Origin of the sequence: Amycolatopsis sp. NPDC051106 (genome assembly GCF_040682775.1) — a bacterium.
Taxonomy (GTDB): domain Bacteria; phylum Actinomycetota; class Actinomycetes; order Mycobacteriales; family Pseudonocardiaceae; genus Amycolatopsis.
In genome coordinates, this window is sequence record NZ_JBFBBQ010000065.1 from 26,352 (window position 1) to 47,850 (window position 21,499).

General features: G+C 71.2%; 20 protein-coding genes. 15 read left to right on the plus strand and 5 right to left on the minus strand.

All coding sequences use genetic code 11. From position 1 onward, the window contains the following. Positions 1-16 precede the first annotated feature (16 nt). Both AB0M83_RS35125 and AB0M83_RS35130 read right to left on the minus strand, forming a co-directional pair. Positions 17-1,339, minus strand: a complete 1,323-nt coding sequence (locus AB0M83_RS35125) for a hypothetical protein (RefSeq protein ID WP_364523749.1) — start codon at positions 1,337-1,339, stop codon at positions 17-19. A 24-nt stretch (positions 1,340-1,363) separates the two neighbouring features. Continuing rightward, entirely contained in the window at positions 1,364-2,836 is a 1,473-nt protein-coding gene (locus AB0M83_RS35130; RefSeq protein ID WP_364523751.1) for a DEAD/DEAH box helicase, read from the minus strand. A 13-nt stretch (positions 2,837-2,849) separates the two neighbouring features. Here AB0M83_RS35130 and AB0M83_RS35135 point away from each other — a divergent pair, with 13 nt between their 5' ends. From AB0M83_RS35135 to AB0M83_RS35150, 4 genes are all read left to right on the plus strand, one after another. Next, complete coding sequence (locus AB0M83_RS35135; protein WP_364523753.1) at positions 2,850-2,981, plus strand: hypothetical protein; 132 nt, start codon at positions 2,850-2,852, stop codon at positions 2,979-2,981. 408 nt (positions 2,982-3,389) lie between these two features. Continuing rightward, positions 3,390-4,043 carry a ferritin-like fold-containing protein gene (locus AB0M83_RS35140; protein WP_364523755.1) on the plus strand — a complete coding sequence of 218 codons (654 nt, stop codon included), beginning with the start codon at positions 3,390-3,392 and terminating at the stop codon, positions 4,041-4,043. A 119-nt stretch (positions 4,044-4,162) separates the two neighbouring features. Then, positions 4,163-4,393, plus strand: a complete 231-nt coding sequence (locus tag AB0M83_RS35145) for a DUF3107 domain-containing protein (protein ID WP_013223016.1) — start codon at positions 4,163-4,165, stop codon at positions 4,391-4,393. A gap of 195 nt (positions 4,394-4,588) precedes the next feature. Beyond that, the gene (locus tag AB0M83_RS35150) at positions 4,589-5,044 is read left to right on the plus strand and encodes a pyridoxamine 5'-phosphate oxidase family protein (protein WP_364523757.1); all 456 of its coding nucleotides are present in this window, start codon (positions 4,589-4,591) and stop codon (positions 5,042-5,044) included. 101 nt (positions 5,045-5,145) lie between these two features. Here AB0M83_RS35150 and AB0M83_RS35155 read toward each other — a convergent pair whose 3' ends face one another. Beyond that, on the minus strand, positions 5,146-5,463 hold the full coding sequence (locus AB0M83_RS35155) for a DUF4873 domain-containing protein (protein ID WP_364523759.1): 318 nt from the start codon (positions 5,461-5,463) through the stop codon (positions 5,146-5,148). After that, positions 5,460-6,224: a TetR/AcrR family transcriptional regulator gene (locus AB0M83_RS35160; RefSeq protein WP_364523761.1), complete on the minus strand. Its 765-nt coding sequence runs from the start codon at positions 6,222-6,224 to the stop codon at positions 5,460-5,462. The genes AB0M83_RS35155 and AB0M83_RS35160 overlap by 4 nt, the downstream gene beginning before the upstream one ends. A 55-nt stretch (positions 6,225-6,279) precedes the next feature. Between AB0M83_RS35160 and AB0M83_RS35165 the strand changes: the two genes are divergently transcribed. Both AB0M83_RS35165 and AB0M83_RS35170 read left to right on the plus strand, forming a co-directional pair. Next, the gene (locus AB0M83_RS35165; protein ID WP_364523763.1) at positions 6,280-7,188 is read left to right on the plus strand and encodes a diiron oxygenase; all 909 of its coding nucleotides are present in this window, start codon (positions 6,280-6,282) and stop codon (positions 7,186-7,188) included. Next, complete coding sequence (locus AB0M83_RS35170) at positions 7,185-8,105, plus strand: alpha/beta hydrolase (protein WP_364523765.1); 921 nt, start codon at positions 7,185-7,187, stop codon at positions 8,103-8,105. Before AB0M83_RS35165 ends, AB0M83_RS35170 begins: the two co-directional genes overlap by 4 nt. Before the next feature lie 84 nt (positions 8,106-8,189). Here the strand turns inward: AB0M83_RS35170 and AB0M83_RS35175 are convergent, their stop codons facing one another. Beyond that, positions 8,190-8,816 carry a TetR/AcrR family transcriptional regulator gene (locus AB0M83_RS35175; protein ID WP_284747451.1) on the minus strand — a complete coding sequence of 209 codons (627 nt, stop codon included), beginning with the start codon at positions 8,814-8,816 and terminating at the stop codon, positions 8,190-8,192. 76 nt (positions 8,817-8,892) lie between these two features. Here AB0M83_RS35175 and AB0M83_RS35180 point away from each other — a divergent pair, with 76 nt between their 5' ends. The 9 genes from AB0M83_RS35180 to nirD all read left to right on the plus strand — a co-directional run bounded on the left by AB0M83_RS35180 (position 8,893) and on the right by nirD (position 21,357). Continuing rightward, the gene (locus AB0M83_RS35180) at positions 8,893-9,906 is read left to right on the plus strand and encodes an alpha/beta fold hydrolase (RefSeq protein WP_364523767.1); all 1,014 of its coding nucleotides are present in this window, start codon (positions 8,893-8,895) and stop codon (positions 9,904-9,906) included. 79 nt (positions 9,907-9,985) lie between these two features. Beyond that, entirely contained in the window at positions 9,986-11,137 is a 1,152-nt protein-coding gene (locus AB0M83_RS35185; RefSeq protein WP_364523769.1) for a DUF3152 domain-containing protein, read from the plus strand. Between the two features lie 107 nt (positions 11,138-11,244). After that, the gene (moeZ, locus tag AB0M83_RS35190) at positions 11,245-12,420 is read left to right on the plus strand and encodes an adenylyltransferase/sulfurtransferase MoeZ (protein ID WP_364523771.1); all 1,176 of its coding nucleotides are present in this window, start codon (positions 11,245-11,247) and stop codon (positions 12,418-12,420) included. 143 nt (positions 12,421-12,563) lie between these two features. After that, positions 12,564-13,361: a TIGR02569 family protein gene (locus AB0M83_RS35195; protein WP_364523773.1), complete on the plus strand. Its 798-nt coding sequence runs from the start codon at positions 12,564-12,566 to the stop codon at positions 13,359-13,361. Between the two features lie 285 nt (positions 13,362-13,646). Further along, positions 13,647-15,695 carry a molybdopterin oxidoreductase family protein gene (locus AB0M83_RS35200; RefSeq protein ID WP_364523775.1) on the plus strand — a complete coding sequence of 683 codons (2,049 nt, stop codon included), beginning with the start codon at positions 13,647-13,649 and terminating at the stop codon, positions 15,693-15,695. After that, the gene (locus tag AB0M83_RS35205) at positions 15,692-17,119 is read left to right on the plus strand and encodes an FAD-dependent oxidoreductase (protein WP_364523777.1); all 1,428 of its coding nucleotides are present in this window, start codon (positions 15,692-15,694) and stop codon (positions 17,117-17,119) included. The genes AB0M83_RS35200 and AB0M83_RS35205 overlap by 4 nt, the downstream gene beginning before the upstream one ends. Further along, positions 17,116-18,507, plus strand: a complete 1,392-nt coding sequence (locus AB0M83_RS35210) for a nitrate/nitrite transporter (protein WP_364523779.1) — start codon at positions 17,116-17,118, stop codon at positions 18,505-18,507. Before AB0M83_RS35205 ends, AB0M83_RS35210 begins: the two co-directional genes overlap by 4 nt. 1 nt (position 18,508) lies before the next feature. Then, entirely contained in the window at positions 18,509-21,016 is a 2,508-nt protein-coding gene (gene nirB / locus AB0M83_RS35215; protein ID WP_364523781.1) for a nitrite reductase large subunit NirB, read from the plus strand. Next, positions 21,013-21,357, plus strand: a complete 345-nt coding sequence (gene nirD / locus AB0M83_RS35220; protein WP_364523783.1) for a nitrite reductase small subunit NirD — start codon at positions 21,013-21,015, stop codon at positions 21,355-21,357. Before nirB ends, nirD begins: the two co-directional genes overlap by 4 nt. Positions 21,358-21,499: the final 142 nt, after the last annotated feature.

The window sequence follows — 21,499 nt, forward strand, 5'->3', positions numbered from 1 at the left end:
GCCGAGCGCCGGGCGGTTACTTCAAGGCCGTCAGGGTGTCGCCGCGTTCTTCCAGCAGGACCGGGCCTGCCGCGCCCAACCGGACCACCCCTGTGTACCCGCGGCGATCCACCCCGACTGTGCGGATCGTCGAGCCGTTGTCCTCGTTCAGCACGGCCAAGCCGCCCTTGATCGGGACCACCAGCTGCGTCGCGAACAGGATTCCGGGCCCCGAAGCGCTGCTCAACGTCCACCGCGGCGAAAGGTCGTCACGCGACAACGCCATCACCTTCGACCCGCTGAACCAGTACAGGTTCTGCGTCGTCTGGGTGGTCGCCTCGACACCCGCGGGGGGATCGGCCGCCAGGTCGGCGGCCGGGACGTCCAGCGGGTACGCCGCGCGCTGGGAACCGTCGCCGTTGTAGATCACCAGGAGCTTCTGGTCCGGCAGGACCACCGCCGTCAGGTCGCCCGACATCGCGATCACCCGGGCCCGCTTGCCCGCCAGCACGCTGCTGAACGCCACCGACGGCTCGTCGTCCTTCTCCGGTGCCGCCTTGTAGACCGTCAGGCGGTCGGCCGGGTCGCCCGGGCAGCGCTCGATCACGCCGACCTTGCCCGACGCCGCCGCGACCGTGCCGTACGTGCAGCCCGTGCGGGGCTGCTTGCCCGCGTTGACCAGCGCCGGGACCTGGCCGTACTCGGCGCTCTGCACCAGGTCGTCGCGCCACGTCGTGAGGAGCTTCTTGCCCGTCGCCGTCACGTGCGAGCCGTCGCTCACCAGGCGCGTGCCCAGCTCCGCGTTGCCGTTGCGCTGCGCCGTGATCCGGCCGGTGCCCGGGTCGAGCTGCGTGACCTCACTGCAGTTCTCGGTCTTGTGGTAGACGGCGTTCAACCGTCCCCACGTCTCGTTCACCGTGCACAACGGCAGGTCACGCGTGTAGTGCCAGCGGATCTGCCCGGTCAGCGGGTCGCGGGCGGCGACCTCGCCGCCGTCCGCCGTCGCCACCGAATCGCCCGCCACCACCGGGACCGGCGTCGCGCCGCTGCGGGCGCTCCACACCTCGGCCAGCGAGCCCGGCACCTTGTCCGGCGCCGCGGGCAACGGCGGAGGGGGCGCCGCCTCGGTCCGGTCGGTCGCCGCGCTGTCGCTCGTCACGCCGATGACCAGCGCGACGGCGACCACGGCGACCGCGACCAGCGCCGCGATCACCCGGTCCCGCCCGCGGTTCCAAGGCGAGCGACGCGCCTTGACCCGCGGGGCGGGCGGAGTGCTTTCGACGTCCTCGAGGACGTCCTCCGAGCCGTAGTCAGGGGTCTCTTCAGGCGCGTTTTCAGGCGCCTTCTCGACGTCGCTCACGTGCCCGGACCCCCGCGCTCAGGTTCAGTCTGCCGACGCAGGTGTATCAGACGTCGCGGCGGGACGGCGACGGCGCCGCCGCCGAGCGGGCCGCTCGGCGTTGTCGCCGGCTTCCTTCTCGGTGGCCGGGCCGGTCGCTTCCGGCGCGGTACCGCGAGTGCGGCGACGCGTCCGGGTGCGTCCCTCCGAGGCGGAAGCGTCATCCGGCGAAGAAGGGGCAGCGGCAGCGGCGTTGTCCGCGGCCTCGGTCGCCTGCGAGCCACCGCGGGTCCGCTTGCGCGGGGTGCGGTTGCGCTTGCGCGGGGCTTCTTCCGAAGCGGCGGCAGCGTCGTCGGCCTTGCCGCGGCCACGCGGGCCGCGGCGCTTGCCGCCCAGGTCCTCTTCCTCCTCGGCGGCCAGGCCGGCCCGGGTGCGGTTGGCCAGCGGCAGCCGGCCCTTCGTGCCCTCCGGGATGCCCAGGTCGGCGTACAGGTGCGGCGACGACGAGTACGTCTCCACCGGCTCCGGCTTGTCGAGACCGAGGGTGTCCGAGATCAGCTTCCAGCGCGGCATCTCGTCCCAGTCGACGAGGGTGACGGCGACGCCGGTCCGGCCCGCGCGGCCGGTGCGGCCGATGCGGTGGACGTAGGTCTTCTCGTCGTCCGGGCACTGGTAGTTGATCACGTGCGTGACGTCGTCGATGTCGATGCCGCGGGCGGCGACGTCGGTCGCGACCAGCACGTCGACCTTGCCCGAGCGGAACGCGCGCAGCGCCTGCTCGCGCGCGCCCTGGCCGAGGTCGCCGTGCACGGCGGCGGCCGCGAAGCCGCGCTCGACCAGGTCGTCGGCCACCTTCTGGGCGGTGCGCTTGGTGCGGCTGAAGATCATCGTCAGGCCGCGGTCGGCGGCCTGCAGCACGCGGGCGATCACCTCGGGCTTGTCCATCGAGTGCGCCCGGTAGACGAACTGGGTGGTGCGCTCGTGGATCGCGCTCGCGTCGTTTTCCTCGGCGCGGATGTGCGTCGGCTGCCGCAGGAACGTGCGGGCCAGCGTGATGATCGGGCCGGGCATCGTGGCCGAGAACAGCATGGTCTGCCGCTCGTCCGGCACCATCCGCAGGATGCGCTCGATGTCGGGCAGGAAGCCCAGGTCGAGCATCTCGTCGGCCTCGTCGAGCACCAGGCCGCGGACCTTGCCGAGCACCAGGTGCTGCTGCTCGGCCAGGTCGAGCAGGCGGCCCGGGGTGCCGATCACGACGTCGATGCCCTTGCGCAGGGCCTCGATCTGCGGCTCGTACGGGCGGCCGCCGTAGATGGCCAGAGTGCGGATGCCGAGGTGCTTGCCGGCGCCCTTGAGGTCGTTGGCGACCTGGATGCACAGCTCACGGGTCGGCACCACGACGAGCACCTGCGGGGTGCCGTCGCCCGGCACCTGCACGCGGTGCAGCAGCGGGACGCCGAAGCCCAGCGTCTTGCCCATGCCGGTGCGGGCCTGGCCGATGAGGTCGTCGCCGGCCATCGCGAGCGGCAGCGTGAGCTCCTGGATCGCGAAGGTCCGCTCGATGCCGGCCTCGCCGAGGGCCTTGACGATCTCCGGCTTGACGCCGAAGGACGCGAAGGTCGGGGCTTCGGGCTCGACCTCGACGCCCGCCTGCAGCGGGTGAGAGGTGTCGAGCGCGGCCGGGCCGGTCTCGCTGTGTTCCAGCGCGACGGCGGGGGTCAGTTCGGTTGTGGGAATTTCTGCGGTCAGGGTGATCGCCTCTCTCGTGACCAGCGCGCACAGCCGTCGGTCCGCTCGACACTCGACCGGGAGTAAACCCTGGTCCCTGGCGCTGAACTGGAGCGCGGAACCGGTCCGTCCCGGGAATGCCGGAAGAGGCGTGCACGCACATTGCAGTACGTCGGCAAGCCAACGTGACCTGCCTGTTCCGACGCCGGTATGGCGTACGGAAGCTTCTATATCATTCGCAGTGTACCTGGTCAGCAGTTTTTCGACAGTACCCGGCACGCCGGAACCCGTGTGATCGGTCTCGTCCCGACACGCCCGGGCGCTTCGGCGATACCCTGCCCCCGTGACCGAGCCGAAAGAGATCTCAGAAGGCGTAGTCGACCTTCTGGGTGTGATCGCCTACCTCGAACTGTCCGCGTTCGACCGGATGGCCGAAGACGCGCGCAGTGCCCCGACCCTGGCTGGGCGGGCCGCGCTGGCGCAGATGGCGGCCGCGGAGATCGGTCACTACGGCCTGCTCGCCCAGCACCTGGCCGGTCACGACGTCAAGATCGAAGACGCGATGACGCCGTTCGTCGCCCAGGTCGACGCCTGGCACGCTTCGACCCGGCCGAAGTCGTGGCTGGAGTCGCTGGTGAAGGCCTACGTCGGCGACGGGCTGGCCGCCGACCTCTACCGCGAGATCGCCAGCTGGCTCGACCCGGAGACCAAGGACCTGGTGCTCACCGTGCTCGCCGACACTGGGCACTCGGCGTTCGCCGAACGCGAAGTCGCCGCCGGCATCGAAGCCGACCCCAAGACCCGCGACAAGCTCGCCCTGTGGGGGCGCCGCCTGCTCGGTGAGGCGCTGACCCAGGCCCAGTACGTCGTCGCCGAGCGCGACGGGCTGGCCGAGCTGATCATCGGCGGTTCCGGGGACCTCTCCGGAATTGCGGCGCTGTTCCGGCGGTTGCAACAAGGGCACACGAAGCGCATGCAGGCGCTCGGCCTGGGCTGATCCCGATGGAGTACCCGGAAGTGACGACGCGGTCGAGCGCGGACATGCGCCACCGGAACGAGCCCGTTCGGTTAGCCTTGCCGAGCACATCCCTTACGAATTTCCAGCGGAGGTCCCACGTGGAGGTCAAGATCGGCATCAAGGACACGCCGCGCGAGCTGGTGGTGTCCAGTGGCCAGTCTCCCGAAGAGGTGGAGAAGCTGGTCGCCGAGGCCCTGACGGCCGGTGACGGGCTCTTCCGCATCAACGACGAGAAGGGGCGCAAGTACATCGTCCCCTCCGACCGCATCGCGTACGTCGAGATCGCCCCGTCCGACGTCCGCAAGGTCGGCTTCGGCGTCGGCGACTGACTCGTCTCGAACGGACGAAGGCCACCCCGGGAAGTTCCGGGGTGGCCTTCGTCCGTTCCGGGGCCCGGTTTTCGATCCGGTGACCGGGTTCACCGGATCGAACGGTCCTCCTTGGTGTGTCGCGATTCCGCCGCCTAGCTTCGGCTGGCGATCCGGCGCCACGGGGCCCGGACGGACACTCCGGGAGCAACCAGGATGACCACTGTCGAGCCGATGGCCGGCGACGTGGCGGATCTCGTGCGCAACACCCTCTCCGCGCACAAGTCGATGTTCCTCGCGACATCGGGCAGCGACGGCCCGTGGGTCGGCGGGGTGTACTTCGCGGAAACGGGGCCGTTCACGCTGAACCTGGTGCTCGAGGACCGGGGTCGCACGCTGGCCGCGGTCCGCGAGCACCCGGTCGTTTCGGTGGTGGTGTCGACGGGCTCGCCGATGCAGCCGTTCCTGCAGGCCCAGGCCCTCGCGGAGGTCGTCCCGCCCGACGACGAGGCGCTGGTGCGCTCGATCCTGGTCGCGAAGGTGCCGGAGGCGGCGCCGTTCCTCGACGCGCCGGTCACGGCGATCCGGCTGAGCGTCCGCAAGTGGCGGGCGACGGACATCCCGAACGGCTGGCTGCCGGGCCGCGAGCTGCCCGGCCCGCGCACCCCCTGAGCCGCCCGGCGCGGCCACCGCGCGGGGTGGCCGGGCCGGTTCCGAAGTCCGTGAATGTCGCATTGAGGACTCAGAGTCCCTCAATGCGACATTCACGGCTTTCAGGCGTTGAGCTCTTCGAGGGACGTGGGGACGTGGAACGGCGGGGTGCTCGTCCCCATGACGCGGTAGCGGCCCCACGGGTCCGGGTCCGACAGCTCGCCGGTGGCCGTGTACTCGCCGGCCTGGATGGACACCGGCTTCTTCTTGCCGCCCGCCAGCTTCGTCAGCTCCTCGTTCACCGCCACCCGGCCGTACCAGCGGTAGAAGCCGTCGATCGGCTGGAAGTAGCCGCGCAGCTCGACCGTCACCGGCAGGGACACGCCGTCGACCTCCAGCGTGGCCGGACCGCTGTAGCCGTCTTCGTCGTGCTCGCTCATGACGTCTCCTCCAGCGAATCGGATTCCGCGCGGCCCAGCTGGACCACCTTGTTGGCTTCCAGGGGCAGGTTCGGGTCGATGACCACGCCGTTCTGGCGGGTCAGCCCGTCGATCGCCGCCCAGATGATCTGCGTCAGGTATTCGACGACCGCGTCGCGGCTCATCGACCGGCGATCCAGCCACCACTCGCCGGTGTTCTGGACCATGCCGACGATGCCGTGCGCCCACGGCTCGGCCGCGCCGGAGTCCATGTTGAACATCCGCATGTAGTCGCCCAGCAGCGCCGTCAGCGCCGTCGCGATCAGTTCCTTGTCCTCGGCCACGACGTCCGACGACACCGGCTTCTCCGGCCGTCCGTGCGCGAGCAGCCGGTACAGGTTCGGGTGCTCCTCGATCACCGTGAAGAACGCGTCGAGGGCCATCCGGATCCGCGGGACCGGCGCGAGCTCGGCGTTGATCGCCGGGATCAGGCGCTCGAAGAGGATCTCCGTGCCGCGCTGGCCGAGGGCCACGTAGAGGTCGGCCTTGTCGTCGAAGTGCCGGTACAGCACCGGTTTCGTGACGCCCGCCTCCGCGGCGACGTCCTCCATGCCGAGGTCCGGGCCGTGGGTGTCGAGCGCCCGCAGCGCCGCCTCGACGAACTCCTTGCGCCGCGCGATCCGGTGCTTGCGCCAGCGGTCGCGCCGGGCGTCGCCGGTCGCCCCCTCGTCGCGGGCGGACGGCTTGCCGGAGCGCTTGACACGTTCGATCACGAGGCTCATGCTACGCACAGGTAACTGTTACCTCAAGTTACACATGGCGGAAGGGGTGTCGGCAATGACGCGGACGCTGAAGGAACCGGATCGCGAAAAGACCGCGGAGCGGCTGCTCAAGTCGTCGGCGAACAAGTTCTACGACCCCGACGTCGACATCGACTGGACGGCGCCCCTGGTCGAGGGCAAGCGCTTCATCCTCGACGAGCGCTCTTCGCTCTACGGCACCGAGCTCTGGGACAAGCTGACCCCCGAGCAGCGCATCGAGCTGGGCAAGCACGAGGTCGCGAGCGTCGCGACGACCGGGCTGTGGTTCGAAATCCTCCTGATGCAGATGCTGCTCAAGGAGGTCTACGAGCAGGACCCGACGTCGGCGCACGCGCAGTTCGCCCTCACCGAGATCGCCGACGAATGCCGGCACTCGACGATGTTCGCGCGGATGGCGTCGCGGATCGGCTGCCCCGCCTACGGCCCGGTGCCGTGGCTGCGGAGGCTGGCGAAGCTGATGCCGACGATCTCCTACGGCCCGGCGCGCTACGGCGCGATCCTGGTCGCCGAAGAGGTGCTCGACCGGCTGCAGCGCGAGCAGATGAACGACGACGGCGTCCAGCCGCTGGTCCGGATGGTCAACCGGATCCACGTGCTGGAGGAGGCGCGGCACGTCACCTTCGCCCGCGAAGAGGTCACGCGCGGCATGGCGAAGCTGTCGAAGGCCGAGATCGCCTACCAGCAGTTCATCATCGCGCTCATCTCGTACTTCGTGACGCGGGCGTTCATCAACCCGAACGTCTACAAGGCGGTCGGCATCCGGCCGCGCGACGGCGTCGAAGCGGCCCTGAACAACCCGCACTGGCAGGGGACGATCGCGTGGGCGGGGGAGAAGATCATGCCGTTCCTGGAGGAGTCCGGCCTGGTCGGGCTGCCGGGGAAGTACTTCTGGCGCAAGTCGTTCCTGCTCCCGGCGGGCCGGTGACCACCGCGTCGCGGCTGCGCGACCCGTCGATCGAGCACCGGTTCGTCGCGAGCGACGGCGCCGCGCTGCACGTCTCGCAGTCCGGGCCCGCCGACTCGGCGGTCACGCTGGTGCTGGTGCACGGCTGGACGCAGGACCACCGGACGTGGGACTTCGTGCTGCCGCACCTCGACCCCGGCGTGCGCGTGCTGCGCTACGACCTGCGCGGCCACGGCGGCTCGGCGCACGCCCGCCCGGGCTCGGCGACGATCGCGCGGCTGGCCGACGACCTGGCCGAGGTGATCGCCGACCGCGTGTCGGAGGGGCCGCTGGTCCTCGCCGGGCACTCGATGGGCGGCATGACGCTCATGGTGCTCGCCGAACGGCACCCGCAGCTGGTCGCTTCACGGCTTGCCGGAGCGGCGTTCGTCGCGACGTCGTCGGGCGACATGGACAAGTTGACGTTGGGCTTCCCGGGCCTGGTCGGCCGGGGCGTGACGCGCTTCGAGCCGCGGGTCGCCCGCCTGCTCGCCCGGCTGCGGTCGGACACGCTGCGGCTGCGGCCGGGGATGGTCCGCTCGGGTGCCCGGCGGCTCGTCTTCGGCGATCGGCCGGGGCGGGCGCAGGTGGACAGCGTCGTCGAGCAGCTGCTGGCGGCGCACCCGGCGAGCGCGGGGTTGTTCCTGGACGCGATCGCGGCCCACCGCGGCGTCGGCGGCCTGGGCGCGCTGTGCGACGTGCCGTCGGTGGTGCTGGCGGGGGAGAAGGACCGGCTGTGCCCGCTGGCGCACGCGAAGGTGATCGCGGACGAGCTGCCGCACGCGGAGTTCGTCCGCTACCCGGGAGCGGGCCACATGCTCCCGCAGGAACGCCCCTTCGAGGTAGCCCGCCGGATCAACGCGCTGCTTCGCACGGCTGCCCTCGTTGACGCCCGGTAAACAATGCATCTTTCCTAGGGAAAGTTCCGCTTTCGGGGGCCGAAAACGGAACTTTCCCGACGAAAGTGACGGCGTTGGGCCGGGTCAGGAGTCCTTGAGGGGGAAGCCGCCGCCGATGCCTCGCCAGGCCAGGTTGGCCGTCAAGGCGACGGCCTCCTCACGGCTCATCGACTGGTGGTGCTGCAGCCAGAACCGGGCGCTGACCTGGCTCATCCCGACCAGCCCGACCGCCAGCAGCCGCGCCTTGTCCTCGTCGAGGCCCGCGTCCGCCGTGATCGTGTCCGTGATCGCGTCCACGCTCGCCGACGTCGCGCGGTCGACCGCTTCCTGGACCGCCGGCTCGCCGCGCAGGTCGGACTCGAACACCATCCGGAACGCGCCCGCGTCGTTGCTGACGAAGTCGAAGAACGCGCCGACCGTCGCCGGGACGCGCTGACGGTTCTCCGTCGTCGAGTCCAGCGCCGTCTGCACGCGCTTCACCAGCTCGTCGACGTGACTCTCCAGCAGCGCGATGTACAGGTCCAGCTTGCCGGGGAAGTGCTGGTAGAGCACCGGCTTGCTGACACCGGCCACTTCGGCGATCTCGTCCATCGCGGCGGCGTGGTAGCCGTTCTCGGCGAAGACCCGCTGGGCCGCCGCGAGGAGCTGGGCCCGCCGTTCCGTCCGGGGCAGGCGCACCCCGCGCTGCTGCAGCCGCGTCATCTCCGTCATGCCCATCCTCCCGTCATCGTCCTTCGACGGGCGGGGTCGCCACCGCGTGAAGTCGTCCTGAAGATTACTCGCCGGTATGTATGCCTTGCCAAGTGTCGGGCATCCTGGATCCGTGAACACCGCCGCGACCACCCGGGCGCCGCTGACCCACGTGCCCCTTTCGACCAGGGAATTGCCGTCCCTGGAACCGATCCTGCCGCCCTGGCCGGCGACTTTCGAAGAAGTCGGCACGGCCCGCCTGCACGTCCGCCGCACCCCGGGTCCGGACGGCGTGCCCGCGGTCTACGTCCACGGCCTCGGCGGCTCGTCGACGAACTGGACCGACCTGGCCGCGCTGCTCGCGCCGGTCGCCGGCGGCACCGCGCCCGACCTGCCCGGCTTCGGCTACTCGGAGCCCGAGAAGGGCTTCGACTTCAGCCTCCAAGCGCACGCCGAAGTCGTCGCGCGGCACATCGAGGACGTCGGCGCGCCGGTGCACCTGCTGGGCAACTCCATGGGCGGCGCGATCGCGCTGATGATCGCCGAACGCCGTCCCGAGCTGGTCAAGACGCTGACCTTGATCTCGCCCGCGATGCCCGACCGCCGCCCCGACCCGCGGCGGCTGTCGGACCCGCGGATGGCGCTGGCCTACCTGCCGCTGGTCGGCGCGCGGGTGCGGGCGCAGCTGGCCGCCCTCGGCCCGCGGGAACGCGCCGCGCAGGTGATCAAGCTGTGCTTCGCCGACCCGTCGCGGTTCCCGGAGAGCCGGCTGGACGAGCTGGCCGAGGAGCACGGCGCCCGCGCCGGGTTCACCTGGGCCAACCCCGCCATGGCGCGCAGCACGTTCGCGATCTTCCGGGCGTGGTCGACGCTCGGGAAGGCGTCGCTCTGGTCGTCGGCGCCGCGGGTGCAGGCCCCGACCCTGGTGGTCTGGGGCCGCGAGGACCGCATCATCTCCGTGCGACGCGCGATGCGGACGGCCCGGGCGATCCCGAAGGCCCGGCTGCTCGTGTTGCCGCGAACCGGGCACGTCGCGCAGATGGAGCGCCCGATCGTCGTGGCGAAGGCCGTGCTCGGCATGTGGGAGCACGTGGAAGCCGGGACTTGGTAGCCCGATCGGGCGGCAACAACCCCCGAGTGGACCGCCAGTCGCCGATAACGGTTCGGTGGCGCTGTGGCACCCTGGTGCGGTGGACCGGGTGAAGCACGACGCGCGAGGCGAAGATCGGCGGGCTCCCCACCGCGCGTCGGCGCGACGCGCGCCGGAGCCCGGGGACTCCCCGCGGACCGGTCAGTACCGCCCGGCCCGGCAGCCGGCCCAGCGCGTCGGCGAGGACCGCTACCGCCCCGGCGGGCGGCGCACCAGCGCCGAGCCGCTGAGTGCTTCCTGGAAGCCGCACGTCGAGACCCCGCGCGAGAAGCCGGAGCCACCGAAGGCCGGCGGCTTCGCGAAGTTCACCAAGACCTACGGCTGGCGCGTCTACGCCCTGCCGATCCTCGTGGTGCTGACCGTGCTCGTGGTCGTCAACACCGCGAACAGCCCGGCCGAGCCGATCGCCGAACAGGGCACCCCCGCCGGTGTCGAGTCGGCGGGCGGCGACGCGGCGGGCGGCGCCATCGACGGCAACGGCGAGCAGGCCATCCCGGAGAACCCGGCCACGCCGGTCGACCTCAAGGTGCCGACCGCCGACCTGCCGAACGGCATCCCGTTCACGCAGGCGGGCGCCGGCAAGTGGCACGTCGTGCCGGGCAGCGGGCCGAAGGTCGGCACCGGGAAGCTGTACACGTACACGATCGAGGTCGAGGACGGCATCGACCCGGCGAGCTACGCCGGTGACGACGCATTCGCCACCGCGGTCGAGGGGACGCTGTCCAACCCCACCCAGGGCTGGACCTGGGACGGCAAGATCGCGTTCCAGCGCGTGGACGCGAACTTCCCGAACCCGACCTTCAGGGTGAGCCTCACCACGCCGGAGACCACCCACCGGCCGGACGCCTGCGGGTTCCAGATCAAGTTCGAAGCCTCCTGCTACCGCAAGAGCCTCGGGCGCGTGCTGATCAACCTGGCCCGCTGGGTGCGCGGCGCGAAGGCGTACGGCGCCGACATGACCGGGTACCGGCAGTACGCCATCAACCACGAGGTCGGGCACGCACTGGGCAACCAGCACGTCGGCTGCGGCGGCACCGACCAGCCGGCGCCGGTGATGATGCAGCAGTCCTTCGGCGTCAACGACGACTACGTGTCGATGCTCAACGACATCCCCGGCGGCGACAAGGGCAAGGTCGCCAAGGACGGCCGCATCTGCAAGACCAACTCCTGGCCGAACCCCACGCCGCAGTAGCTCGGAAAGCGGTGGGTTGTCCCACCATCCGGACGCGGGAAGGTCTATTTGCCCGCGCGCGTTGTGCATAGTGGGATGGACGCGATCCGCGCGAGATGGAGGACCCGATGTCAGCACTGCCGCCGCTCGTCGAGCCGGCTGCCGAGCTCACCAAGGAAGAGGTGGCCCGGTACAGCCGTCACCTGATCATCCCGGACGTCGGGGTGAACGGGCAGAAGCGGCTCAAGAACGCGAAGGTCCTGGTCATCGGCGCCGGCGGCCTCGGCAGCCCCGCGCTGCTGTACCTGGCCGCGGCCGGGGTCGGCACGCTCGGCATCGTCGACTTCGACGTCGTGGACGAGTCGAACCTGCAGCGCCAGGTCATCCACGGCCAGTCCGACGTCGGCAAGCTCAAGGCCGCGTCCGCGCAGGAGTCGATCGCCGAGATCAACCCGCTGGTCAAGGTGCACCTGCACACCGACCGGCTGGACTCGTCGAACGCGCTGGAGATCTTCGGGCAGTACGACCTGATCGTCGACGGCACCGACAACTTCGCCACGCGCTACCTCGTGAACGACGCCGCGGTGCTGCTGGGCAAGCCGTACGTCTGGGGCTCGATCTTCCGGTTCGAGGGCCAGGTCAGCGTGTTCTGGGAGGACGCGCCGAACGGCAAGGGCCTCAACTACCGCGACCTCTACCCGGAGCCGCCGCCCCCGGGCATGGTCCCCTCCTGCGCCGAGGGTGGCGTGCTGGGCGTGCTCTGCGCGTCCATCGGCTCGATCATGGTGACCGAGGCGATCAAGCTCATCACCGGCATCGGCGAGACGCTGCTCGGCCGCCTGATCAGCTACGACGCGCTGGAGATGAAGTACCGCGAGGTCAAGATCCGCAAGGACCCGGAGACCCCGAAGATCACCGAGCTGATCGACTACGAGGCGTTCTGCGGCGTGGTCTCCGACGAGGCCGCGCAGGCCGCGACGGGCAGCACCATCACCCCGGCCGAGCTCAAGGCCAAGTTCGACAGCGGCGAGAACTTCGCCCTGATCGACGTCCGCGAGCCGCACGAGTACGAGATCGTGAACATCAAGGGCGCGACGCTGATCCCGAAGGACCGCATCCTCTCGGGCGAGGCGCTGGCGGAGCTGCCGCAGGACAAGCCGATCGTCCTGCACTGCAAGTCGGGCGCGCGGTCCGCGGAGGCTCTCGCCGCGCTGCACGCGGCCGGCTTCAAGGACGCGACGCACCTCGGCGGCGGCGTCCTCGCGTGGGCCAAGCAGATCGACCCGAGCCTGCCGACCTACTGACAGTGGTGGTCCGTGAAGGCCTCCTCGAGGGACGTGAAGTCCCTCAAGGAGGCCTTCACGGCATTTCGGGCACGCCGCAAAACCGTGCGTGACCAGCGCGTCTTCTCGAACGTGGACCACCCGGCCGGGTACCGTCACCAGTTGTGCGGACCACCCTCGAACGTCCTCCGGCGCACGTCTGCGCGGCCTTCGGCGGCGTTGACGACGCCGCCGAGCCACTGCCGGATTCGACGGCCTGGCACTGCGGTGACCTCGTGTTCAAGCCGGTCACCGACAAGGCCCGGACCCTGTGGACCGCCCGCGCGCTCGACTACGTCCACGAACCGGGCCTGCGGGTCGCGAAACCGGTCCGCTCCAGCGACGGCCGCTGGATCGTCGGCGGCTGGACGGCGTCCCGGTTCGTCCCCGGCACGCCGGAGCACCGCGGCGACGCGTCGGTGCTGGCGGCGGTGAAACTGCACCGCGCGACCATCGGCCTGCCCCGCCCGGACTTCCTCGCCGGCCGGCGCGACATCGACGCGGTCGCCGACCGGGTCGCGTGGGAAGAGCTCGAGGTCCCCCTGGAAGAGACGAAGGGCGGCCGCTGGTTCGAGGTCCTCGCCGGGGCCCGCCGCCCGATCAAGCTGCCGTTGCAGGTCGCCCACGGCGAGCTCCTGGCCGGGCTGCTGTTCGACGGCGACGCGGCCCCGGGCGTCGTCGACTTCGTCCCGTACTACCGGCCGGGCGAGTACGGCGCGGCGATCGTCGCGGTGGACGCCCTGGCCTGGGGCGGTGCGACGCGCGAGCTGCTGGAGCGGTGGGCGCACCTGCCGGAGTGGCCGCAGCTGCTGCTGCGCGCGGTCCTGTTCCGGCTGGCGTCCAACGCGCTCAACCCCCGGTCGACGCAGGCGTCACTGGACGGCCTGCGAGCGGCCGCCCGGGAAGTCAGCGGCGTGCTCTGAGCAGTGTGACCCGCCCCACGGGCGGTTCCGCGTTACGCGGGCGTGAACGGCACCGGCCCGAGCCGGGCACGGCACCTCCCGCTGGGCCGAATCCCTGCTGGGACGCGACGCGGCCGCCACCCCGATCATCGCGGCAGCGCACCGGGGCCGCGGCCGCGGACCGCCATCTCACCGCCGGGGCCGCGTGACTTCCGCTGCAATGTCAACTGCCTGAAACATTCGGTCGAATCCGGTTAACACGGCCTCCTTAGCGTCAGGGCAATCCCGAACGCCGAGGAGGTGCCCGTGCCGCAGGTCGACACCCACTGCCCGTACTGCGCGTTGCAGTGCGGCATGACCCTCGACGGCGCCCGCGTCACGCCGCGGGACTTCCCGGTGAACGCCGGCGGCCTGTGCCAGAAGGGCTGGACCGCCGGCTCGCTGCTGACCTCGCCGCGACGGCTGACCACCCCGATGATCCGGGTGGACGGCGCGCTCGAGCCCGTCAGCTGGGACTTCGCCCTCGACTTCGTCGCGCGCAGGCTCCAGGACCTCCAGCGGGACCACGGCCCCGACGCCGTCGCGATCTTCGGCGGCGGCGGGCTGACCAACGAGAAGGCCTACCTGCTCGGCAAGTTCGCCCGGGTCGCGCTCGGCACCTCGCAGATCGACTACAACGGCCGCTTCTGCATGTCCTCGGCCGCCGCGGCCGGGATCAAGGCGTTCGGCGCGGACCGCGGGATGCCCTTCCCCGTCACGGATCTCAAGAACGCCGACGTCGTGCTGCTCGCCGGGGCGAACCCGGCCGAGACGATGCCGCCGTTCACCCAGCACCTGCGCGGCACCGACCTGATCGTCGTCGACCCGCGGCGCACCCCGACCGCCGAGCTGGCGAGCCTCCACCTGGCCCCCGCGCCCGGGACGGACCTCGCGCTGGCGCTCGGCATCCTGCACGCCGTCGTCGAAGGCGGCCACCTCGACCAGTCCTATGTGGATGACCGGACCGGCGGCTTCGCCGAGATGTGGCGGATCGCCGCGTCGTGGTGGCCGGAACGCGCCGAGCGCGTCTGCGGGGTTTCGGCCGCGGACATGCGCCTCGCCGCCGCCAAGCTGGCCGCCGCCCGCAACGCCTACGTCCTCACCGCCCGCGGCGCCGAGCAGCACGCCACCGGCACCGCGACCGTCGGCGGCTGGATCAACCTCGCGCTCTCCCTGGGGTTGCCGGGCCGGCCGGGCTCCGGTTACGGCTGCCTGACCGGCCAGGGCAACGGCCAGGGCGGCCGTGAGCACGGCCAGAAGGCCGACCAGCTGCCCGGCTACCGCAAGCTCGAAGACCCGGCCGCGCGCGAGTACGTCGCCGGCGTCTGGGGCGTGGAGCCGGAAAGCCTGCCCGGGCCCGGCCGGTCCGCCAGCGAACTCCTGGAAGCGCTCGGCCAAGAGAACGGACCGAAGGCGCTGATGGTGTTCGGCAGCAACGTCGTCGTCTCGGCGCCGCGGTCCGAGCGTGTCCAAGATCGACTGTCGTCATTGGACTTCCTCGTCGTCGCCGACTTCGTGCTGTCGGATACCGCGGCCATGGCCGACGTCGTCCTCCCGGTCACGCAGTGGGCCGAGGAAGACGGGACGCTCACCAACCTCGAAGGCCGCGTCCTGCTGCGCCGCAAGGCCCTGGACCCGCCGGTCGGCGTCCGGTCCGATCTGGACGTCCTCAACGGACTGGCGAACAGGCTGGGGCAGCCGGAGAACCGGTTCCCGGCTGACGCCGAGACGGTCTTCGAAGAGCTGCGGATCGCGTCCAAGGGCGGGATCGCCGACTACTCCGGCGTCAGCTACGAGCGGCTCCGCAACGGTGAAGCCCTGCACTGGCCGGTCCCGGAGAACGAACACCCCGGCACCCCGCGGATGTTCCTCGAGTCGTTCGCCCACCCGGACGGCCGCGCGCGGTTCGTGCCGGTCGAGCACACCGGCCCGGCCGAACTGCCGGACGACGAGTTCCCGCTGCAGGCCACCACCGGCCGCGTGCTGCAGCACTACCAGTCGGGCGCCCAGACCCGGCTGATCGACGAGCTGAACGACGTCGTCCCGGAGGCGTTCGTCGAGGTCCACCCGGACACCGCGAAGCGGGCCGGGCTCGAGGAAGGCGACCCCGCCCGGATCCGATCCCGCCGAGGCGAGACCGTCGCGAAGGTGCGGTTCGTCCAGAGTCTCCGGCCCGACCTCGTCTTCGTGCCGTTCCACTTCCCCGGTGAGCAGCGCGCGAACCTGTTCACCAACCCGGCACTCGACCCCGTCAGCCGGATGCCGGAGTTCAAGGTGTGTGCCGTTTCCCTGTCTACTGTGGATGGTGCCGCATGAGCCCCCGTGAAGTCGTCATCGTCGGGTACGGCATGGCCGGTGCCCGGCTGGCCGACGAAATCCGCCGCCGTGACCCGATCGCCGAGCGGGTCCGCCTGACCGTGCTCGGCGCCGAGAAGCACGCCGCCTACAACCGGGTGCTGCTGTCCGCCGTCGTCGCCGGCGGGATGAGCGCCGAGAGCGTCCGCCTGCACGACGACGAATGGGCCGCGCGCCACAACATCGACCTGCGCCTCGGCGTCGACGTCACCCGCATCGATCGCGAGAAGCGCTGTGTCGAGCTCGGCGACGGCGCATGCGTGGACTACGACGCGCTCGTGCTCGCCACCGGCGCCAACCCGTGGATCCCGCCCGTCGAAGGCCTCGAAGCCGGGCCGGGCGTGGTCGCGTTCCGCAGCCTCGACGACTGCGCCAAGATCCTCGACGCCGCCCGCTTCGGCGCGCCGGTCGCGGTGCTCGGCGGTGGCCTGCTCGGCCTCGAAGCCGCCCGCGGCCTGGCCGGGCGCGGCAACCAGGTGACCGTCGTGCACCCGCTCGGGCACGTCATGGAACGCCAGCTCGACGCCGCCGCCGGGCACGTGCTGGCCCGGCAGCTCACCGACATGGGCGTGACGTTCAAGTTCGGCGCCACCGCCGCCCGCTACCTGCCCGGCGACGGCCTCAAGCTCGACGACGGCACGCTCGTCCCGGCCGACCTGGTCGTGGTCGCCGCCGGTGTCCGCGCCGAGACGAGCCTGGCCGTGGACGCCGGCCTCGACGTCGACCTGGGGATCCTCGTCGACGACACCCTGCGCACCAGCGACGGCCGTATCCACGCCCTCGGCGACTGCGCACGCCACCCCGGCGCCCCGGCCGGGCTGATCCAGCCGGCGTGGGAGCAGGCCGGCGTGCTAGCCGACGTCCTGACCGGCACGAACGCCGCCGCCCGCTACCGCGGCACCACGGCGGTCACCCGCCTCAAGGCGCGCGGCATCGACCTCGCCGCGCTGGGCGAGACGCAGCTCGACGCCGGTACCCCGGACGCCGAGGTGCTGACCTTCAACGACCCCACCGGCGGGCGCTACGGCAAGCTCGTCGTCCGCGGGAACCGCGTCACCGGCGCGATCCTGCTCGGCCTGCCCGACGCGGCCGCGTCGATCACGCAGTTCCACGACCGTGGCACGCCGCTGCCCGACGACCGCCTCGGAGTCCTGCTGGGCCGCGCGCTGCCCACCGGCAGTGCCCCGGCGGCCAGCCCGGCCGACCTGCCCGCGGCGGCGGTCATCTGCCGCTGCAACAACGTCACCAAGGGCCGGCTGATCGAGGCCTGGAAGGCCGGGGCCACCGACACTCCCGCACTGGCGCGGGCCACGCGAGCCACGACGGGCTGCGGCGGGTGCACCGACGCCGTCGGCGGCATCGCCAACTGGCTCGCGGCGCAATGACCACTCGAACCCGCACTGAGGAGAACACCGTGGCACACCAAGGAAAGCACTGGATCGAGCACTGGGAACCGGAGAACGAGGAGTTCTGGGAGTCGACGGGCAAGAAGGTCGCCCGCCGCAACCTCTGGTTCTCCGTGTTCGCCGAGCACATCGGCTTTTCCGTCTGGACCCTGTGGTCGGTCATCGTCCTGTTCATGGGCAAGGACTACGGCTTCTCCGCCGCCGACAAGTTCCTGCTCGTCTCGACGCCGACGCTGATCGGCGGCCTGATGCGGCTGCCCTACACCTTCGCCGTGGCGAAGTTCGGCGGTCGCAACTGGACGGTCGTGTCCGCCGCGCTGCTGCTGATCCCGACGATCCTGGCCGCGGTCGTGCTGCACCCGGGGACGTCGCTCGGCACGTTCCTGCTGGTCGCGGCGCTCGGCGGGGTCGGCGGCGGCAACTTCGCGTCGTCGATGACGAACATCAACACCTTCTACCCGGAGAAGCACAAGGGCTGGGCGCTCGGCCTCAACGCCGGTGGCGGCAACCTCGGGGTGGCGGCCATCCAGCTGGTCGGCCTGCTGGTGATCGGCACGGCGGGCGCGACCGCGCCGCGGATCGTGCTCTTCGTCTACATCCCGCTGATCGTGGTCGCGGCGGTGTGCGCGTACTTCTACATGGACAACCTCGCCACCGTGAAGGGCGACACCAAGGCGATGCGCGAGGTCGTCAAGGACCCGCACACGTGGGTGATGTCGTTCCTCTACGTCGGCACGTTCGGCTCGTTCATCGGCTACAGCTTCGCGTTCGGCCTGGTGCTGCAGAACCAGTTCGGCCGCACCCCGCTGCAGGCGGCCGCGGTGACGTTCCTCGGCCCGCTGCTCGGCTCGCTCTCGCGGCCGGCGGGCGGCTGGCTGGCCGACCGGATCGGCGGCGGCAAGATCACCTTCTGCACGTTCGTCGGAATGGCGCTGGCCACGGTCGTGCTGATCCTCGCGTCGACGTCGAAGTCCCTGGCGCTGTTCACGATCGCGTTCATCGTGCTGTTCGTGCTCACCGGCGTCGGCAACGGCTCGACGTACAAGATGATCCCGGCGATCTTCCGGGCGAAGGCCCGCACGGCGATCGCGAACGGCGCCGAGGAGGCGGCTGAACTGCTCAAGGCGCGACGGCTGTCGGGTGCGCTGATCGGCCTGGCCGGCGCGATCGGCGCCGAAGGCGGCCTGTTCATCAACCTGGCGTTCCGGCAGTCGTTCGCCGACGCGAAGAGCGGCGTCCCCGCCTTCATCGGATTCCTGGTCTTCTACGGGCTGTGCTTCGCCGTCACCTGGGCGGTCTACCTGCGCAAGCCCGCCGAACAGCCCACGAGTGAGCGCGGTCTGGCGCTCGCGGGAGCGGAGGTCTGAGATGCCCACCCTGGTCGTCGCCGGACACGGCATGGTCGCCCACCGGCTCGTGGAGGCGGTGCGCGCGGAAGACCCTTCCGGCAACTGGCACATCGTCGTCCTGTCCGAGGAGCCGCGCCCGGCGTACGACCGGGTGGCGCTCACGTCCTACGTGGACACCTGGGACCCGGCTTCGCTCGCGCTGCCCGGTTCGGACTACGCGGGTGACCCGCACGTCGACCTCCGGCTCGGTGAGCTGGCGGTTTCGGTCGACCGGGACGCTCGCACGGTCACCACGGCGTCCGGCGCCGTCGTTTCCTACGACGCGCTGGTGCTGGCCACCGGCTCGCGGCCGTTCGTACCGCCGGTGCCGGGCCACGACCTGGCCGGCTGCTTCGTCTACCGGACCATCGAGGACCTCGACGCGATCCGCGCGGCGGCGGTCGACAAGCCGGGACGCGGGCGCCGCTCGGCCGTCGTGATCGGCGGTGGCCTGCTCGGCCTGGAAGCCGCGAAGGCGTTGCGGGACATGGGACTTTCGCCGCACGTCGTCGAGATGGCACCGCGCTTGATGCCGCTGCAGGTCGACGAAGGCGGCGGGTCGCTGCTGCGGCGGCTCATCACCTCGCTGGACGTGACTGTCCACACGGGAACGTCCACCGACGCCATCGAGGCCGACGGCTCGCGGCTGGTGGCGCGCCTGGGCAACGGCACCGAACTCGACGTCGACCTCGTCGTGTTCTCCGCCGGCGTCCGGCCGCGCGACGATCTCGCCCGCCAGTCGGGTCTCGAAGTGGGCCCGCGCGGCGGGGTGCTGACCGACGCTTCCTGCCGGACGAGTGACCCGGCGGTGTACGCGATCGGGGAGTGCGCGGCGGTCGACGGCCGCGTGTACGGCATCGTGGCGCCCGGGTACGCGATGGCCGAGATCGTCGCGGCCCAGCTCACCGGCGGTTCCGGCGAGTTCCCGGAGCCGGACACGTCCACGAAGCTGAAGCTGATGGGCGTCGACGTGGCGTCCTTCGGCGACGCCCACGCAAAGACCGAGGGCGCGCTGGAAGTCGCGGTCAACGACGCGGTCGCCGGCACGTACAAGAAGCTCGTGGTCACCGACGACGGCAAGACGCTGCTCGGCGGCGTGCTCGTCGGCGACGCGACCGAGTACAACACCCTGCGCGCGCTGGTCGGCCGTCCGCTGCCGGCCGAGCCGGGCGCGATCCTCGCCCCGGCCGGTGGCGGTGCCGCGGTCGGCGTCGACGCCCTTCCGGACGCGGCGCAGATCTGTTCGTGCAACGCGGTCTCGAAGGGCGCGATCACCCGCGCGATCCACGAGGACGGCTGCGACACCGTCCCGAAGCTCAAGGCGTGCACCCGCGCCGGCACCGCGTGCGGCTCGTGCGTCCCGCTGCTGGGCAAGCTGCTCAGCGCCGCCGGCGTCGAGCAGTCGAAGGCGCTGTGCGAGCACTTCCCGCAGTCGCGCGCGGAGCTGTTCGAGATCGTCCAGGCCACCCGCATCACGACGTTCAGCGAGCTGATCGCCCGCTACGGTTCGGGCAGCGGGTGCGCGATCTGCAAGCCGGCGGTGGCGTCCATCCTGGCCACGCTGGGCAACGGCCACGTCCTCGGCGGCGAGCAGATGACGTTGCAGGACACCAACGACCGGTACCTGGCGAACCTGCAGCGCAACGGCACGTACTCGGTCGTCCCGCGGATCCCCGGCGGCGAGATCACGCCGGAGAAGCTGATCGTGATCGGCCAGGTGGCCCAGGACTTCGGGCTGTACACCAAGATCACCGGCGGCCAGCGGATCGACCTGTTCGGGGCCACCGTGGACCAGCTGCCGCTGATCTGGCGGCGGCTGGTCGACGCCGGGTTCGAATCCGGGCACGCGTACGGCAAGGCGCTCCGGACGGTCAAGTCGTGCGTCGGGTCGACCTGGTGCCGCTACGGCGTGCAGGACAGCGTCGGCCTCGCGATCGAGCTGGAGCTGCGGTACCGCGGGCTGCGGTCGCCGCACAAGCTCAAGTCGGCGGTCTCGGGCTGTGCGCGGGAATGCGCGGAGGCGCGCAGCAAGGACTTCGGCATCATCGCCACCGAGAACGGCTGGAACCTCTACGTCGGTGGCAACGGCGGTACGACACCCCGGCACGCCGACCTGCTGGTGTCCGATGTGGACACCGCGACGCTGATTCGCACGATCGACCGGTTCCTGATGTTCTACGTGCGCACGGCCGACCGGCTGCAGCGCACGGCGCCGTGGATCGAAGAGCTCGACGGCGGCCTCGACCACCTGCGCGCGGTGATCGTCGACGACTCGCTCGGCATCTGCGAAGACCTCGACGCGGCGATGGCCAAGCACGTCGACAACTACGCCGACGAGTGGAAGGGCGTGCTGGAGGACCCGGAGAAGCTGGCCCGGTTCACCTCCTTCGTCAACGCGCCGGGCACCCCCGACCCGGCGATCTCGTTCCGCTCGGAGCGCGAGCAGAAGGTGCCGGTCATGCTGGGTGTCCCGGAGGTGCGGCGATGACGACGTCGATCGAACGAACCTGGACGGCGGTCTGCGCCGCCGAGGCGGTCCCCGAGTACGCCGGGGTGGCGGCACTGCTCGACGGCGGTGTGCAGGTGGCGATCTTCCACCTGCCGGGCGACCGGTGGTATGCACTGTCCAACTGGGACCCGTGCAGCGGCGCGGCGGTGCTCTCGCGCGGCATCGTCGGGGACGCGGGCGGGGTCCCGGTCGTCGCGTCGCCCGTCTACAAGGAACGGTTCACGCTCGACGGTGGACAGTGCCTGGACGCCGAGGACGTCTCCGTTCCGGTGTACGAGGTGCGCGTGCGAGAGGGCGTGGTCGAAGTGGAGAGCCCGTGACCGGTGTTCTCCCGCTGACCGGGTTCGTGGTCGGCATCACCGCGGCGGGGGGGGGCGGGGGGGGGGTCGCGGCGCGGGGGGGGGCGGGGGGGGGGTGGGGAGGCGGGGCCGGCGACCAGAGAGAGGGGCGGGACACCGAAAA